The organism is Vreelandella sp. H-I2 (assembly GCF_052959335.1).
This window is the reverse complement of sequence record NZ_JBRAMC010000002.1, coordinates 388,979-406,092: the sequence shown is the minus strand read 5'-3', so window position 1 is coordinate 406,092 and position 17,114 is coordinate 388,979. Positions and strand designations below refer to the sequence as shown.

Genomic DNA, 17,114 nt, shown 5'->3' with positions numbered 1-17,114 from the left:
ACGACAATAGGCGGCTAACGATTGCCAAGGACAGTAAATGCTTGCCGAACTTTTTGCCGTCATGGCGCCCGTGCTTGCCGGTGCAGGGCTTGGCTATTTATGGGTACGCCTAGGCCACCCCTATCCGGTCGACTTCATCACTCGGCTAGTATTTAACATTGGAACACCTTCGCTGGTGTTAGCTTCTCTGGCGGGTGCGGATATTGATGCGGCCACCTTTGGCCAGACCATGCTGGCCGCATCGCTGGTCATTATCTGCATGGGTGCAGCCACCTTTCTAGTGGCGAAACTGCTGCGCCGAAGCTGGCGAGTGTTAATTGCGCCTATGATGTACCCCAATACCGGCAACATGGGTTTACCTGTGGTGCTTTATGCCTTTGGTAGTGCAGGTTTTGCCTACGGAATCACGGTAATGGTTACCGTATCACTGTTTCAATTCACCCTGGGTGCTGCGCTTAGTAGCCAAGGCAACCCGCTCAAAACCCTCGTTAAAACGCCTACGGTGTACGCCATTATTATTTCCATGACGCTGCTGCTGACGGGCACTTCACTGCCGCCCTGGCTGGCGAATACAGTAGATTTAATGTCGGGTTTTACGGTGCCTCTCATGCTCATTACCCTAGGCGTATCGCTGGCCAGCATTCAGGTAAAAAACCTGCGATCAGGGCTCGGTTTTAGCTTGGTGCGCGTTCCCCTCGCTGCTGGGATCGCCTGGTTGATCGCGGGTTGGGTAGGCCTCCCGCCTTTGGCACAAAGCATTTTAGTAGTGCAGATGTGCATGCCGGTAGCGGTATTCAATTATCTTTTTGCTCAGCGCGCCCAGCGTGAACCTGCTTATGTCGCCAGTTTGGTGTTCTGCTCAACGCTGCTAGCGCTATTTTATCTGCCCGTGCTGCTCGCCCTGCTAATGTAAACACTCTTTTCCAGGCACACTGTTTATTTACTATTAGCGGAACCCCGACGCGGGCGAAGAGTCACTGCTAAACTACAGGCAATAATGATGGGGATTAACACCACCAGAGGGAACGCTATGCAGTCTACAAACACGAGCAGTCCCACTCGCCGTTGGCTAATGACTGGGGTGCTAGGGGCAGGAATTTTTGGCCTTCCACTGGCTTGCACTGCAAGCAATGCCGTCATTTTGGAATCCTTGCAAACCGATCATTTAAACCTTTCCCTTGAGCGTGTCGCTAATGGCTTTGAGCACCCTTGGGGGGTAGCGTTTTTACCCGACGGTCGCTATCTGGTGAGTGAACGCAGCGGGCAGTTGACGTTAGTTAACCCTGCCAGTGGCGAAACTCGCGCCTTGGATGGGATGCCCGATGTCAGTACTCAGGGCCAGGGCGGCCTGTTAGATATCGTTCTACACCCTGACTTTGAAGGCGGTGATAGCGCGGGTGACAGCGATTGGATTTACTTCACCTGGAGCAAGCCCGATGGCAATCAAACGCGCTCGGCGCTATCACGCGTTAAATGGCTTGGTGACGAACTGGGTGATATCGAACACTTGTTTGAGCAGGGTCGCGCTTCAGGCCCTGGCCGCCACTATGGCTCGCGCCTGGCGTGGCTGCCCGACGGAACACTATTAATGAGTATTGGTGACCGTGGTAGTGAACCATCCCGCGCCCAAGCAAGCGACGACCATGCTGGATCCATCTTACGTCTCACCGCCACTGGCGGCGTTCCGAATAACAACCCTTTTGTTGATGACCCCGGTACCCTGGATGAAATTTACACCTTGGGCAATCGCAATATCCAAGGCATGACGGTACTTAGCAATGGTGAAGCATGGGTAACTGAACACGGCCCCCGCACCGGCGACGAGCTGAACCATATTGAAGCAGGCAATAACTATGGCTGGCCCGACGTAAGCCAAGGCAATGACTATGCGACCAATGAACCGATTGGCAAAGATTCGTTGCCTGGCATGGTCGATCCGGTGTATGTATTTGAAGGCCGCTTTGCCCCGGCTGGGCTTACAGAAGTTACCAGCGATGCCTATGGTGAATGGGAAGGTAATCTATTGGCCGGCGGGCTTAGCAGCGAAAAGCTACTTCGTTTGCGCATAGAAGATGGCGCCGTAGCCGAAGAAGAGCTCATACTGGAGGGAGAGATTGGTCGTATTCGGGAGGTTGCTCAAGGCCCGGACGATGCCATCTACTTGCTTACGGATGATCCTCAGGGTGGCCTTTATCGCCTGACGCCAACCCATTAATAGCGCCCTTTCCATTAGCTGTTACTAAAATGCATTAATGCCATCATGGACGCCGCATGCGACTACGCAATTTAATTATTTTAACGGTGATTGTGCCGCTGTTTGTCATCCTCGTGGTATTTAGCTTAGTGGCCATTAAATCACTTGAGGATAATGTACGTTCAAAGCTACAAACAGAAGTAGAGATTATTACCCGCACATTGAGCTCTTCGTTGAGCTACGCGGTTACTCCAGATAGCAGCACGCCACTTGAAGAAGCCCTGCAATCGGCCTTCTCCTTCCATCGCATTTATGGCGCCTATGTATTTGATACCCAGGGGCGCGATATTTACGGGCTAGGCCTTGGCAAAGATATTTTCAGCCAGGAAGAGATTCAACAGGTCATTGAACGCGATGACTTATATAGCAATTATCGTGAATACGAGGGTTGGAATTATTACTCTGCGTTGACACCTTTGCGCTCACAAGATGGCACAGTATATGGCGTACTGCAGGTTAATCGACTAAACACAGGAATTGAGAACTACACTGGCTTTATCAGTATTGTGGCCGTATTGGTGTTTGTGATCGGCGCAGCCGGGATCGTTTTTAGTATTTGGTGGGGGTTTCGTCGCCATATTGAACGCCCGCTTAACCGGCTGCTCCACGTCATGCTGCTGGTTGAAGATGGCGACCGCAGCCAACGCGCCACTGAAGACGGGCCTACCGAATATCGCCGCCTCGCTTCCGGGTTAAACGGCATGTTGGATGCGATGGCAGAAAAAGACCATGAAATAGAGGATCGTCAGCGACGCGAAATAGAGCTTGAAAAGGGCCTGCGCAAATCGAAAAAACTCGCTGAACTAGGCGTACTTGCGGCAGGGGTCGCCCATGAGATAGGCGCGCCGCTAACAGTGATTAATGGGCAGGCCCAGCGCTTGGCTCGCCGTGAAGTCATTGGCGATGATGAACGCTCTCGGCTGGGGCGAATTCGTGGCGAAGTGGAACGTATCGTTGAAATTGTTCGCCAATTGATGGAATTAGGTAGACAGCATAACGTAGAGAAAGGCGAGCTAGCCCTAGATCAGCTTATTATGAGCGCCAGCGACCTCGTCGAAGAAGAACTTGAACCACGTAATATTTGCTTAGACATTGAATTACCGTCGCCGACACCCAATTTATTCGCCAACGGCCAACAAATTGTGCAAGTGCTATCCAATTTGCTGCGAAATGCGGCGCAAGCTCCCGAGGTAAGCCGCATCAGGGTGCGAGCCCAGCAACAAGAAAACGAACTAATACTGTGGGTGGAAGATGATGGTCCGGGGATTCCCAGCGTCCATCATCATAAAGTATTCGATCCCTTTTTCACTACCAAACCCGTCGGTCAAGGCAGTGGTTTAGGACTCTCTATGGTACATCGCATTATTAATGACCACGGCGGCACCATCGGCGTGTTTGACAGCGCCCTTGGCGGCGCTGGGTTTGAAATTACGCTCCCCCTTAGTGAAACCGTATCCGCGTGAGGACAACGTTTGTGACCCATCAGGAACACCCTTTACCTTTATTGGTGGTGGAAGATGACGCCGCTATACGTGAGCTATTAGAAGAAGAACTGCAGGATGCAGGCTATAAAACGCTTGGTGTCCCTAGCGCTGAAGAAGCTATCGCCTTGTTGAGCCATACCACTGTCTCGCTGGTAATCACCGATGTGCGTTTGCCCGGCATGACGGGCATACAGTTACTTCAGCAGCTACGCCAAGCAGGCAGTGAGCTGGGCATTATCGTGATTACCGCTTTTGGCACCATTGACCAAGCTGTCGAGGCACTCAAGCTCGGGGCTGATGATTTTTTAACCAAGCCACTCGATTTGGATGCTATTCGAGAAGCCGTATTCCGGGTGCTAGAACGCCAGCGTTTAGCGGTTTGTCACGATTCAGACATTAGTCATTTCCATGGCATTGTAGGTAAAAGCCAGGTCATGCAAGCTCTGTTTCATGACGCCTCTCGCCTTGCAAAAAGCGACGCTCCTATCTTGATATTAGGCGAAAGCGGCACCGGCAAAGAGCTACTTGCCCGCGCTATCCATCAGGAAAGTCCACGCAATGACCAACCATTCGTACCGGTTAACTGTGCAAGCATTCCTGCTGACTTGATGGAAAGCGAATTCTTTGGTCATGTAAAAGGCGCTTTTACCGGTGCTAACGAAGCGCGCAAAGGGCTCTTCCACAGCGCCCATGGCGGCAGCCTTTTTCTAGATGAAATTGGTGAAATGCCTATCAATCTTCAGGCTAAGTTGCTGCGAGCGCTGCAGGAGAAAACCGTGCGCCCGGTGGGTGGAGAGCGAGAAGAGCCCGTGGACGTACGTATCATTGCCGCAACTCACCGTAACCTTGAAAAAGAGATCGAGCAGGATAACTTCCGTAGCGATCTTTTTTACCGCCTGGAAACCTTTTCTTTACGCATCCCTCCTCTTCGCGAGCGCGGTGCTGACATTGAGCACCTTGTTTTTGCCCTTATCGACAAGCACTCAGAAGCACAAAGCAAGCAGATAGAGAAAATCGAACCCGAAGCACTTAATGATTTGCTGAACTACACCTACCCAGGCAACGTGCGCGAACTGGAAAATGCGATTATGCGGGCTGTCACGTTGAGCGAAGACGGCTCACTCAGCCATAAAGACTTACCCGAACGACTACGCGAGCAAGCAACCTCGGAGCCTGGCACGCCGCTGGTGCCTACCTTAAGTGGCGAAGTGGTGGCAGGAAGCCAAATGCCAACACCTCCACCAATCCGCTGGCCCAGCCTAGAAGAAGTCGAAAAGCGTTATATCAATAAAGTATTAGAAGCAACGGGGGGTAATAAGCGGCGTACGGCAGAGGTACTAGGGATTGCTCGCAGGACCCTCTACCGCCGCCTCGAAGACAAAGAAGAATAATTATTGGCATTCAGGCGCGCTCAGCACATCTACGCTAATTATGCTTACTCTGTTACGCCCTCGCCTGGCGCTTCAGCGGCGGGGTCACTATCTAGGGGCATTGGGCCGGTATTCATAGGTTCTTGCTCTTCGGGTTGGGCATCTGTTTCAGGGGGAGCACTCTCGCCACACCCAGATAATGCCCCTACCACCAAGATTGTCATCAGTAGTAAAGCATAAGACGGCATGTTGGTTTTTAATGACATCATGTCTTATTCACTCCTTAGTCAGCCTCTACCAATACGTTTTTACGTTCCGTCCTTTTAAACATAGTGGTGATGCACTGGATTTCCAGCTTAAATACCACTTTTAGCAAGCAAAGATTAAGGTAAATTAAGCGCTCACTGTTAAAAAAACCCCCGCGGGCGCGGGGGCGGAAAAGATGGTAAACCGTGTGGGGCAGCCGCAGGGAACAAACAGCTGAGCGATTTACCATCGTAGGGAGCGGTACTTACTGGTTACTGGTCGAATTTTCGTCATCTTCGGTGCCAGGCATGGGATCAGTCCCTTCGCCAAAACCGGCGTCATCTTCATCTGAGTTATTACCGCCTTCTACAGGCTCATCCATCGTGTCTTCCGGCATATTCTCTTCCGACATGCCCTGGCTTGATACAGGCGCTTCAGAGTCTTCGCCATTGTCTTGTGTGATTGAGCCTTCGGATGCTGATTCTGCTTCTAAGCCAGAATTCTGCTGCGTCGCAGGCTCTTCATTTATGCTGGGCTCAGGCTCAGAGGTGGCGTCTTGCTCCAACGGAGAAGGCTCTTCCGCAGGCACGGGCGGCTCTTCATCACCGCAACCCGCTAACGTAATAACACTCGCAGCAGTTGCCATCATGCACAATGTTAACCAACGTGGGCGCTTAGTAATCTGCTTACTCTCCATGTAGCCATATCGCTTGTCCATAATACCCACCTCCATTCCATTGCTAACACCGTTAATTACTCAGTACTTTACCTACTAAATATTCACTTACTAAATATTCTGTCGTACCAAATATTGCCTACCTGATTCGATAATTAACCTTGTACATGCAAAGGTAATACACTCAACCCCTTTCATTTAACGTGCCAATATCAAAAAAACAAATAAAAAATTAATTAAAACAGTTACATATTTTATAAAAACTACCTTTTATCAAGGTTTTGTCAACTAGCCTTTGATGGGTAAAAAATGACACATGTAGCGTTAATTGCTCCGTTGAGCGAGCCGTTGTGACACACACGCCCCACCTATGTATAATAATTATTAATAAATTATCCAAACCAAGCTCTTTTTTCTTTATGGATAGTGTTGTGTCGCTATTCTGATGGCTAGTGAAACATGACCTAATAACGGTCAGTGGCGATACAGACAGTAACGACACGCCCCAATTCCGCTCAACAAAAGGCATCGCCGATGGACGAGACACGACCCGTCAAAATTAAAGTACGTGGCTTAAGCAAAGTCTTTGGCAAGCATCCTCAAAAAGGGATTGAGCTACGTAACCAGGGCATGAAGCGCCCCGAGATTCTGGAGAAAACTGGCCAGACATTAGGGCTATCCAATATTTCGTTTGATGTGTTTGAAGGCGAACTACTTGTCATAATGGGCCTATCAGGGTCGGGTAAATCGACATTGATTCGCTGCCTTAACCGCCTGATTGACACCACCGAAGGTGAGATCGTCATTGATGGGGAGAACATTCCAACCCTGAAAGAAAAGGCGCTGCTGGAGTGTCGCCGCCGACACTTCTCGATGGTGTTTCAGAATTTCGCGCTATTTCCTCACCGCACTGTGCAGCAAAACGCCGAGTTCGGTTTGGAAATTCGCGGCGTCGAAAAAGCAGAACGACACAAAATTGCTCATGATTCGCTCAAGCAGGTTGGCTTAGAGGGCTGGGAAGACGCTTACCCCAACCAGCTTTCCGGCGGCATGCAGCAACGTGTTGGTTTAGCTCGCGCGTTGGCCAACGATGCGACCGTGCTGTTAATGGACGAAGCCTTCTCGGCGCTTGACCCGCTAATTCGCAAAGACATGCAGCAAGAACTTTTGCAACTACAATCCAGAATGCAAAAGACCACCGTATTCATTACCCATGACCTGGATGAGGCGCTCAATATTGGCGACCGAATCGTTCTACTTAAAGATGGTGAAGTAGTCCAAATCGGTACGCCGGAAGAGATACTCACCCAGCCAGCAGATGACTACGTGCGACGCTTCATTGAAGGAGTTGATCGGTCACGTATTCTGACCGCCGAGAGCGCCATGCGCCCGTTGCGTACCACCGCTCGCGAAAGCGATGGGCCGCGTACCGCGCTACACCGTATGCGCGACCACAGCATCGACTCCATCTATGTGGTTGATCGCGACCGCCGTCTGCTCGGGCTGTTGGAAGCCGATGCCGCTAGCCGCGCAATTGAAGAAAAGTCTGATTCAATCATCCCCTATTTAACCCAGGATTTCCGCAAAGTCCCCATGGATGAGCCTCTACATAACCTGTTTGCCATGTTTAGTGAAAAGAGCTTCCCTATCGCCGTTATTGATAAGCAAGATCAGTTGCTGGGCGTGGTGGTAAAAGGCGCAGTACTCGATGAACTGGCACGGGCAGGAGAGCAATAATGGATATCCCACGCATTCCGCTAGGTGATTGGATTGAGAGCGGCCTGACTTGGTTAACTAGCGAATACTCCATGGTTACCCGAGGAATCTCTCGCTTCACCCAAACCGGCATTGATGTTTTAAACGATAGCTTAATGTGGTTGCCTGAATGGGCATTACTTGGGTTGATAGCGTTACTTTGTTGGAAACTAGCGGGCGTTCGCCTTGCGATTGGCGCCGTGGCCGGTTTAGCCCTAATTTGGAACCTTGGGCTTTGGAATCCAATGATTGAAACGCTCACACTGGTCGTTTTTGCCACCTTGGTAGCGGTGGTCATTGCGTTGCCAGTGGGCATTGCAGCGGCACTCTCTAATCGGCTTTACCGGGTCATCATGCCAGTTTTGGATTTCATGCAGACCATGCCAGCCTTCGTATATTTGATTCCTGCCATTCCTTTTTTCGGTATTGGCTCTGTCTCCGCAATTTTTGCGACGGTCATTTTTTCAATGCCCCCGGCAATTCGCTTTACTACGCTGGGTATCCGTCAAGTACCCGTAGAGCTAATCGAGGCAGCCGATGCCTATGGCGCCACGCGTGGTCAGAAACTTTTTAAAGTGCAGCTACCACTCTCATTACCCACCGTAATGGCCGGTATTAACCAGACCATTATGCTTGCCCTCTCTATGGTCGTTATTGCGGCTATGATTGGTGCCGATGGGTTGGGTAGCGAAGTATGGCGCGCGATTCAACGCCTGCGCCCTGGCGATGGTTTTGAAGCTGGCATCGCGGTAGTTATCTTGGCCATGCTGCTTGACCGCCTGACCCAATCGTTGCGCAAAACGCGCCAATAAAGCAAAACAGTAGGGGCGGCTGCGTTGAGCCATATGCTTGCCAAGTCACCTCCTGCTAACCATGCTGTATTAAGCAGCAGATAGCCACGACACTAAAAATGTATACCCAAGGGAGAAAGTGAATGAAACATCGCACATTGAACCTCCGTATCCGTCTTGCTTCACTGGCACTGTTAGCAGGTGCAGGTGTTGCAGCCAGCAGCGCGGCGCAAGCCGAAGAAGAGAAAGGCACAGTGAATCTGGCCTATGTCGAGTGGTCTTCCGAGGTCGCCTCCACGAATGTCATTGCTGCCGTACTTGAGCAAGCAGGCTATGAGGTTGACCTAACATCACTCTCGGCGGCAGCTATGTTCCAGGCGCTCTCGACTGGCGACGCGGATGCCATCGTCGCAGCTTGGCTACCGACCACGCACGCAGATTACATGGAGCGTGTCGGCGATAGCATTGAAGACCTCGGCGCCAACTTAGACGGCACCAAGCTGGGCCTCGTCGTTCCTGAGTACACCGATGTTGACTCCATTGCCGACCTTAACGATAACGCTGACAGCTTTAATGGCGAGATCATCGGTATTGACCCCGGGGCAGGCTTAATGGCGCTGTCCGAAGAGGTTGTGGATACCTATGACCTTGAGCTGGATCTGCGTAGTGGCAGCGGCGCCACCATGACGGCAGCACTGTCTAGTGCGATTAACAACGAAGAAGACATCGTTGTGACCGGCTGGACGCCTCATTGGATGTTTGCCCGCTTTGATCTCAAATACCTAGAAGATCCTGAAAATGTTTATGGCGGTGCAGAGCAAATCCATACCGTAGTACGTCAAGGTTTGGAAGATGACATGCCTGAAGCCTATGCTATTCTCGATGCCTTCGAGTGGACGCCTGAGCAGATGGGCGAAGTCATGCTCATGAACCAGGAAGAGGACAGCGACCCCTACGAGAACGCTAAGCAGTGGGTTGAAGATAACCAGGACGTAGTGGAGCAATGGCTAGACAGCTAATGCCATTATATTGGTTAGCTAATCTTATTTGTTAGCAATTGCTGAGCTGAGGCTTTTAAAAGCTCCAGCTCAGCTGTTTAAATTTGTACAACCTATTGTTATGCCCAGCGCTAATATGAGCAGTACGGTATTGTGCCTGGCCATTTCGGGAGATTGGCATGTTTACTAACATTATGGTGCCGGTAGACCTTGCCCACCTAGAAGCATTGGAACCCGCGTTAAGCGTTGTTGCCGACCTAGCCAAACAATATGACGCACATATTACCTATGTCGGCGTCACAGCCAATACACCGACAAGTGTCGCCCGCACTCCCCAGGAATATGAGCAAAAGCTTGAAGCGTTCGCGCAAGAGCGCCATAAGGTTCATGGTCAACCAGTCAGCAGCAAAGTTTATAGCTCAACAGATCCTGTAGCGAATATCGACTCGCTGCTAGAGAAAGCTATTGGCGAAATAGGGGCGGACTTAGTAATGATGGCAACGCATCTGCCAAGTCATTTGGATATTGTCATGCCCTCGCATGGTGGCAAAGTAGCCACCCACACAAACGCCTCTGTCTTCCTAATACGTCTGGCTCAATAGAATCGCGTTTCTTTTTTTAAATAATTAAGGGAGTAAATTTGTGGATAAAACACCGCAAAATACACCACCTGATGAGCAGGTCTCGGAGGGCATACCCGCCCCAGAGGGTGCGGCGAATCTGATTGATACCGATTACGTCATCGGCCAGGACAACATCACCACAAGCACCATGGGTGTCAATCTTGACCTGCACGGCAAGGTGTTCAGCATTTCAGCGATAGTCGTGTTGCTGTTTGTCGTATTAACGCTGGCACTCCAGGATACAATCTCGCCTATTTATGATGCCATTTTTGGCTTTTTGACCGGCAATCTGGCGTGGTTTTTTATCTTAGCGGCAAATATATTCGTTATTTTATGTATTGGTTTAATTTGCTCCCCATTAGGTAAAATCCGCATTGGTGGTGCCGATGCCAAGCCAGATTTTACCTACATGGGCTGGTTCTCAATGCTGTTTGCCGCGGGCATGGGTATAGGCTTGATGTTCTTCGGCGTCAACGAACCATTGACCCATTTTGGCACCTCGTTTGATGGGGGAAGCTGGGCGCCATTAGCGGGCGCCGAGGGAGACGCCGCGGGCGCAGCAGCACTGGGCATGGCGGCGACTATCTTCCACTGGGGCCTGCACCCCTGGGCGATTTACGCCGTCGTAGCACTTTCACTGGCGCTATTCTCGTTCAATAAGGGCTTGCCGCTCTCCATGCGTTCGGTTTTTTACCCGATTTTGGGCGAGCGCGTTTGGGGATGGCCAGGCCATCTTATCGATATACTTGCTGTTTTTGCCACACTGTTTGGTCTAGCCACTTCTTTGGGTCTAGGTGCTACCCAAGCGGCAGCGGGCCTGACTTACCTGTTCGGCGCGCCAGAAAGCGATATCACCATGATACTGCTGATCATCGGCATTACCATTATTGCGATTGGCTCGATTATGGCGGGCGTCGATAAAGGTGTGCAGTTGCTCTCCAAAATCAATATCGCCATGGCGGCGCTGTTACTGTTCTTTGTTATCGCGGTTGGCCCCACCCTGCTAATTGCGACCGGCTTCTTTGAGAACCTGTGGAGCTATGCGGTTCATCTTCCTGCGCTATCGAATCCTTTTGGCCGTGAAGATGCCAACTTCAGCCAAGGTTGGACGGCCTTCTATTGGGCCTGGTGGATCTCCTGGTCTCCGTACGTCGGTATGTTTATCGCGCGGGTATCTCGTGGCCGCACTGTACGCGAATTTCTGGTATCAGTATTAATCGTGCCTTCGGTTGTGTCGGTACTGTGGATGACCACTTTTGGTGGTACCGCCATTGATCAATACTTGAGCCAGGGCATTGAAGCCGTGCGTGAGGCTGGCGTCGATTTGCAGCTATTTGTCATGTTAGAGCAGCTACCGCTGTCACAAATCACCTCGTTTATCGCGATTATCCTGGTAATTATCTTCTTTGTGACTTCCTCTGACTCCGGCTCGCTGGTAATCGATTCGATTACCGCAGGCGGCAAGGTCGATGCGCCGAAGCCACAACGCGTGTTCTGGGCGATTATTGAGGGCGCCATTGCGATTGCCCTGCTACTCGGCGGTGGCTTAACCGCACTACAGACCATGGCCGTCTCCACCGGCTTCCCGTTCACGATCATTCTGCTGGTGGCGTGTTATGCCATTATCAAAGGATTAATGAGCGAGCCCAAAGCGGTCTAACGTCTCTTTAAGTCTAACCAGAAAGCAAACGGGCAACCCATTGGGTTGCCCGTTTCTTTTCTAATTACTCAACCTCTTAGTTAGCTCAACACCATATGTCTTTCAAAGGCGTTTCAGGCCGATAACGGTTGGCAATTTGTGCCTGTAGCAACTCCGCCGTTGCTAGCGCATCCACCAAAGCATGATGCCCTTGATAAGCGGGCAAGCCATAGCGTTCACGACTAGCGTTCAAGCGTATTGAGACAGGCGGTCGACCTAGCCAGCGACGAAAACGCGCCCATAGCGTTTGGCGATGAAGCCGAGCCTCCAAGGACATGGTATCAATCATCGGAAACAATAGCCCTTCCCCACGGCGCGCTTTGACGGCGGCATTTAAAAAAGGCCGTTCAATATTGCGAAAGTGAACCACCACCAAGCGACCAGCTAACTGCGCTAACAGCTCATCGAGTATTACCTCAAAATCGGGCGCCTCGGCGATCTCCGAATGAGTAATGTGGTGATAGGCAATCGATTCTTCTGCCAGGGGCCGAGAAGGTTTCACCACCCAATAGTGCCGCTCGGCCAACTTGATACGATTTAACGTGAAGGGTACAACACCAACGCTGACAATTGCGTGGCGGCGCTCGTCCAGCCCCGTGGTTTCCATATCCAGCGCCACCATAGGTACGTCGGCAATGGGGGTGTCAGGGTCAGGCAGTGGTGTGGCAAAAAACTGCCGGATCGCTGGATTAGCTGCCTGCTGAGCCCGTTGAGCCATGTACCCGACCCAATCGGCCTGGGTTATTTTTTGGCGTAGGCGTATCCCGTTCATTTTAGCGGCCCTGCCGCTGAGCGGGCATTGGGTAGCGGAACTTCAAGAACTTCTGAGCGTTGCTTAGCACTTGGAAAGCATCTTTAAGCGTGTGCCGCTCGCTATCTTCAACGTTTTCAGGTTCGATATTGTTGTCTGGCGGGCGGTCTTCTTGTAAGTCAATCATCTGATGACGTAGCCGTGACATACATAAAAACTCAAATGCATAGCTTATTTTTTCGCTCATGCCAGTCGCTAATAGCTGGGTCTTGCCGATGTCATTCAAGCGCTGAAAGGAATTCTGCGCTTTTGAGCCGCAGGCCAGCGCATGAATACGCACCAAATCAACCATTGGCGCCGTACCCCGCCGTTTCAGGTTAATGGAGTTGTTATGCTTTCCATCCTGCTCCATCACAAAGGTTCGAAAAAAACCTAGCGGCGGCGTCCGATTCAAAGCATTACGCGCCATGGCAGCTAAAAAAAGCGGTGATTTGGGCGCCGTGTCAGCAATTAAATCTTGCAATGCTTCTACATAATGATCTTCGCCATAGCAACTATCCAAGTCAAAGAAAATAGAGCTGTGCAACAGCCGTTCCGGCGTTGGATTGGCCATCCAGTCCTTAAAATAACGTTTCCAAACATGGAGTGGCTGACGCCACTGCGTGTTGGTCGCCATCACGTCGCCTTTGCAATACGTGTAGCCACAGGCATCTAACCCATCGCTGACAATTTTCGCTAAGGCGTAAAAGTAAGCATCATGCTGCTCAGCAATAAACTCATCGGAGAGAATCAGTGCATTATCCTGGTCAGTAACAATGCTCTGCTCATTACGTGCCATTGAGCCATTCACCATAAAACAATAGGCTACAGGGGGTGGGCCTAGCTCCGCTTCCGCCATTTCCAACAACCGTCGTGTAAAGCTGCGCCCTATCGTGGAGAGCGCACTGCCTACCATCTGTGAGTTAGCGCCCTCTTGCACCATCCGCACAAATGCTGCACGTACATCCGGCGCTAAGCGTGCTAACCCCTGTGTGCTGGACTGGTTAAAGATATTGCTGACCAAATAAAGGCCGCTATGAGTCTCGTAGCGGATAATATCGGAAAGATGTACTACGCCTACTGGGCGCTGTCGGTAAAGCACAGGCAGGTGGTGCACATTATTGCGCAACATCGTCAGCATGGCTTCATTAACAGAGGCATCTGATTGAACAGTGATTAGCCGCGAGGAAACCACCTCGCCCACTTTGGTTTGTGGCGATAGCCCCTCCGCCACGACACGAGTACGAAAATCACTGTCCGTTAAAATTCCGAACATCTGCCAGGTTTGGCCTTCACTGTCTTTAAAGCTGTAGCGGGGATTATCACTGCCCTCTTTCAACACCAGCAGTGCAGATGCTTGGGCCTCACTCATCTGCTGTGCAGCTTGCTGAACGCTAGTAGATACTTCGACCATGACGGGGTAGCGGGTCAGCAATTTGCGTATTCGCGTCACCATCATGTCGTTGGATTTCTTTTGCTGCTCGGCGGCGGTTTCTAACCGCGGCCGCTCCAACTCTACAAAATCGGCAAAATCATCATCCTCTTCGCACAGCCGCTGAAAAACTGCGTTAGGGATAAAATAGATTAAGGTATCTTCGATTGCCTGGGCAGGAAAACGCACTTTATGATTACGCAGCAGGCTGAAATGGCCGAATATATCGCCTTCTCCCAAGCGGTTATATAAATCTCCCTGGCTGCGATAAACTTCAACGGCGCCACTGCGAATATAACAAAGGTGATCAAGGGTTTCGTTGAGCACTAAGATATTGCTGCCAGTTTTAAAGTAACTAACTTCAACCTGCCCAGCAATGGCATCGAGGAGATCGTCCGACAGCCCATCAAACGGGGGAAACCGTCCCATATGCTGATGAATTTCTAATAATTCGACATCCATACGGCCTCCTTGGGCTTGCCGATGAATAGATAACCTTAAGTGTGGCGGCAAGGCTGAGTTAGGTAAACCCCATCACATAGAATAAGGGCGTTTCAACTTAAAAAGGCCCACAAAAAAGCCCGGTGCGATGAGCACCGGGCTTTGATAGCCGAAGCCAAGCTAATAGTCATTTAGCTAATTCAACTAAAGGCTAGTGAGATTAAACCACTACCAGCCGATAACTATAGCGTAGTTTAAGATTGATTAGCCATTTCCTGTACTCGCTGCATCATTTCTGGATCTTGCTGAATGGATTGACCAATAGCATTGAAAGTATCAACATCTAGGCCGCTGTTTTCGACCACTTCGATCATACGTTCGTTGGCTTCAGTGCGCACTTCCTGCTGCGCCGACTCATCTTCCGCTTCCTGCAGACGCTGGGTATATTCTTGAGAAATTACTGCGATTTCTTGAGAAGCATCGGCAAACTGCTGGAGTTGATCGTCAGAAAAATCCTGCGCGGGGGCCGCTTGCTGGGTAGCCATTGGATCTTGTGCTTGATCTTGCTCTTGCTGGGCATGGGCAGTAGCTGTCATTAAACCAGTCGCAAGCAGGGCAGCAGAGAACAGAGCAGTCATACGTTGCATAGTAAGAAACCTCAATATTACGTTGTGGATGTGCAACTGTGACGCGTCACATGCAGTCAGGTTCAATTTATTATGTAAAAGTTAGTAACAAAAAGAACTTTAAGTATCCAAAAATGGATGAATCACGCCACTACGGACATATCATGCCAAGCTTACTTAGCAAACTACGTTTTAATGACCTACCTTCGGCCGGGCTGGCCGTCATGCCAGCCGTATTTGTTTTGCTTTGGAGTACAGGCTTTATAGGCGCCAAGTTCGGTCTGCCCTTTGCCGAACCGTTCACTTTTTTATTTATTCGCTTCGTGCTCACACTGCTGCTGTTAATTCCGTTGGTATTGATGATGCGTATTCCTTGGCCATCTTCGCCTAAGTTATGGACACATATCGCCATATCGGGTCTTCTAGTCCACGGTGCTTATTTAGGTGGCGTTTTTTATGGCATTTATTTAGGCATGCCTGCCGGGCTAGCAGCTCTGCTCGTCGGCCTTCAACCGCTACTAACGGCTGCTATTGCCGGACCTTTATTAGGTGAGCAACTCTCCGGACGTCAGTGGATTGGGTTAGGGCTGGGTCTAATGGGCATCAGCCTGGTACTCGGTAGTAAGCTTGAGATCGGTGAGTCTCTCTTTGATGGCTTTGGCATTAGCGCATTACTCAGTGTCATAGCCGCTTTAATGGGTATTTCTTTAGGCACACTGTATCAAAAGCGATACTGCACCAGTATGCCGCTGCTTTCTGGGGCGGTTATTCAGTACTTGGCGGCGGCGGCTCTGCTAGGGGCAGGAGCGGTGCTATTTGAGTCTCGTCAGGTGGCTTGGAGCAGCACCTTCGTTCTGACACTCGCTTGGCTGGTGCTGATTCTCTCAATTGCCGCCATTCTGTTACTCATGGCCTTGATTAAAAAGGGGGAAGCCTCGCGGGTAGCGAGTCTTTTTTACCTTGTGCCACCGGTCACAGCGCTTCAAGCGTGGTGGCTATTTGACGAACGTCTCCCCTTTTTGGGACTTGTAGGGATGTTGGTCGCTATCACCGGGGTGGTGATGGTTATTCGGAAACCCGTCAATAAGACGACTAGATAATAACGGCAGCTTAATACCAGGGTTGGGATAGACATGTCAGCACAACACAACTGTGCCAGGGTAAACGGACACTGTAACCGTTGCGATTCTCCGGTACCTTTTGCCTTTACGATGGCGTTTCAGCCCATCGTGGATATCAGCCAGCGGCGAATTATTTACTACGAGGCATTAGTTCGTGGGCCTACTGGAGAATCTGCCTTTTCAATACTTGAGCAGGTGACTGAAGATTTGATGTATCGCTTTGACCAGGCGTGTCGTATCAGAGCGGTTGAGCTCGCCAGTGAATTGGGTATGCAGGAAAGGCTCTCCATTAACTTTCTACCCAATGCCGTCTACGAACCAACAGCATGTATTCAAGCCACCCTTGAAGCGGCGCACCGTGTTGGCTGGCCCTCCGAACGGCTTAATTTCGAAATAACCGAAACCGAACGGGTTAAAGATCGTGCGCATATGCGTAACATTATCGAAAGTTATCGTGAAATGGGCTTTACCACCTCACTGGATGACTTTGGTAATGGTTATGCCAACCTCGACCTATTGACAGACCTACGGCCAGATACGCTGAAAATTGACCGCGAATTAGTGATGGGTTGCGATAGCGATAAGCGTCGTCAAGCCATTTTACGTAGTATCGTGGCACTTTCTGAGACATTGGAAATACAGCTAATCGCCGAAGGCGTTGAAACCCGAGATGAGTCGCGCTGCTTGTTGTCGCTAGGCCTCCCTCAGCAGCAGGGGTACTATTTTTCCTATCCTAATTTAGAGTCATTGACAAAGATTGACGATGCTAAATACGACTAACGAGCCATTAACCAACTAACTGTTAGCT

General features: G+C 50.6%; 16 protein-coding genes. 11 read left to right on the top strand and 5 right to left on the bottom strand.

The features are described from left to right. The first annotated feature begins 37 nt into the window (after positions 1-37). From ACUVOF_RS06400 to ACUVOF_RS06385, 4 genes are all read left to right on the top strand, one after another. The gene (locus tag ACUVOF_RS06400; protein ID WP_447043545.1) at positions 38-913 is read left to right on the top strand and encodes an AEC family transporter; all 876 of its coding nucleotides are present in this window, start codon (positions 38-40) and stop codon (positions 911-913) included. 117 nt (positions 914-1,030) lie between these two features. Beyond that, positions 1,031-2,215, top strand: a complete 1,185-nt coding sequence (locus ACUVOF_RS06395) for a PQQ-dependent sugar dehydrogenase (RefSeq protein WP_447043544.1) — start codon at positions 1,031-1,033, stop codon at positions 2,213-2,215. 56 nt (positions 2,216-2,271) lie between these two features. Further along, positions 2,272-3,717 (top strand): ATP-binding protein, encoded by a 1,446-nt coding sequence (locus ACUVOF_RS06390; RefSeq protein ID WP_447043543.1) that lies wholly within the window; start codon positions 2,272-2,274, stop codon positions 3,715-3,717. An 11-nt stretch (positions 3,718-3,728) separates the two neighbouring features. Then, positions 3,729-5,129: a sigma-54-dependent transcriptional regulator gene (locus tag ACUVOF_RS06385; protein ID WP_447043542.1), complete on the top strand. Its 1,401-nt coding sequence runs from the start codon at positions 3,729-3,731 to the stop codon at positions 5,127-5,129. Positions 5,130-5,173: 44 nt separating this feature from the next. Here ACUVOF_RS06385 and ACUVOF_RS06380 read toward each other — a convergent pair whose 3' ends face one another. Then, positions 5,174-5,377 (bottom strand): hypothetical protein, encoded by a 204-nt coding sequence (locus tag ACUVOF_RS06380; protein ID WP_447043541.1) that lies wholly within the window; start codon positions 5,375-5,377, stop codon positions 5,174-5,176. A gap of 242 nt (positions 5,378-5,619) precedes the next feature. Next, positions 5,620-6,072 (bottom strand): hypothetical protein, encoded by a 453-nt coding sequence (locus tag ACUVOF_RS06375; protein ID WP_447043540.1) that lies wholly within the window; start codon positions 6,070-6,072, stop codon positions 5,620-5,622. A 492-nt stretch (positions 6,073-6,564) separates the two neighbouring features. On the opposite strand from ACUVOF_RS06375, the gene ACUVOF_RS06370 reads away from it, so the two are divergent. From ACUVOF_RS06370 to ACUVOF_RS06350, 5 genes are all read left to right on the top strand, one after another. Beyond that, positions 6,565-7,767, top strand: a complete 1,203-nt coding sequence (locus tag ACUVOF_RS06370; RefSeq protein ID WP_447043539.1) for a quaternary amine ABC transporter ATP-binding protein — start codon at positions 6,565-6,567, stop codon at positions 7,765-7,767. Then, complete coding sequence (locus ACUVOF_RS06365) at positions 7,767-8,597, top strand: ABC transporter permease (RefSeq protein ID WP_447043538.1); 831 nt, start codon at positions 7,767-7,769, stop codon at positions 8,595-8,597. The genes ACUVOF_RS06370 and ACUVOF_RS06365 overlap by 1 nt, the downstream gene beginning before the upstream one ends. A 122-nt stretch (positions 8,598-8,719) precedes the next feature. After that, complete coding sequence (locus tag ACUVOF_RS06360) at positions 8,720-9,595, top strand: glycine betaine ABC transporter substrate-binding protein (RefSeq protein ID WP_447043537.1); 876 nt, start codon at positions 8,720-8,722, stop codon at positions 9,593-9,595. A 158-nt stretch (positions 9,596-9,753) separates the two neighbouring features. Continuing rightward, positions 9,754-10,176, top strand: a complete 423-nt coding sequence (locus ACUVOF_RS06355; RefSeq protein WP_113269201.1) for a universal stress protein — start codon at positions 9,754-9,756, stop codon at positions 10,174-10,176. A 40-nt stretch (positions 10,177-10,216) separates the two neighbouring features. Continuing rightward, positions 10,217-11,857 carry a BCCT family transporter gene (locus tag ACUVOF_RS06350; RefSeq protein WP_447043536.1) on the top strand — a complete coding sequence of 547 codons (1,641 nt, stop codon included), beginning with the start codon at positions 10,217-10,219 and terminating at the stop codon, positions 11,855-11,857. 85 nt (positions 11,858-11,942) lie between these two features. Here the strand turns inward: ACUVOF_RS06350 and ACUVOF_RS06345 are convergent, their stop codons facing one another. The 3 genes from ACUVOF_RS06345 to ACUVOF_RS06335 form a co-directional block, all read right to left on the bottom strand. Continuing rightward, positions 11,943-12,668: a 3'-5' exonuclease gene (locus tag ACUVOF_RS06345; protein ID WP_447043535.1), complete on the bottom strand. Its 726-nt coding sequence runs from the start codon at positions 12,666-12,668 to the stop codon at positions 11,943-11,945. A 1-nt stretch (position 12,669) separates the two neighbouring features. Continuing rightward, positions 12,670-14,580 (bottom strand): DUF294 nucleotidyltransferase-like domain-containing protein, encoded by a 1,911-nt coding sequence (locus ACUVOF_RS06340; protein ID WP_447043534.1) that lies wholly within the window; start codon positions 14,578-14,580, stop codon positions 12,670-12,672. Positions 14,581-14,813: 233 nt separating this feature from the next. After that, positions 14,814-15,206 carry a DUF4168 domain-containing protein gene (locus tag ACUVOF_RS06335; RefSeq protein ID WP_447043533.1) on the bottom strand — a complete coding sequence of 131 codons (393 nt, stop codon included), beginning with the start codon at positions 15,204-15,206 and terminating at the stop codon, positions 14,814-14,816. Between the two features lie 143 nt (positions 15,207-15,349). Between ACUVOF_RS06335 and ACUVOF_RS06330 the strand changes: the two genes are divergently transcribed. Continuing rightward, positions 15,350-16,285: a DMT family transporter gene (locus ACUVOF_RS06330; RefSeq protein ID WP_447043532.1), complete on the top strand. Its 936-nt coding sequence runs from the start codon at positions 15,350-15,352 to the stop codon at positions 16,283-16,285. A 33-nt stretch (positions 16,286-16,318) separates the two neighbouring features. Continuing rightward, complete coding sequence (locus ACUVOF_RS06325; RefSeq protein ID WP_447043531.1) at positions 16,319-17,086, top strand: EAL domain-containing protein; 768 nt, start codon at positions 16,319-16,321, stop codon at positions 17,084-17,086. Positions 17,087-17,114: the final 28 nt, after the last annotated feature.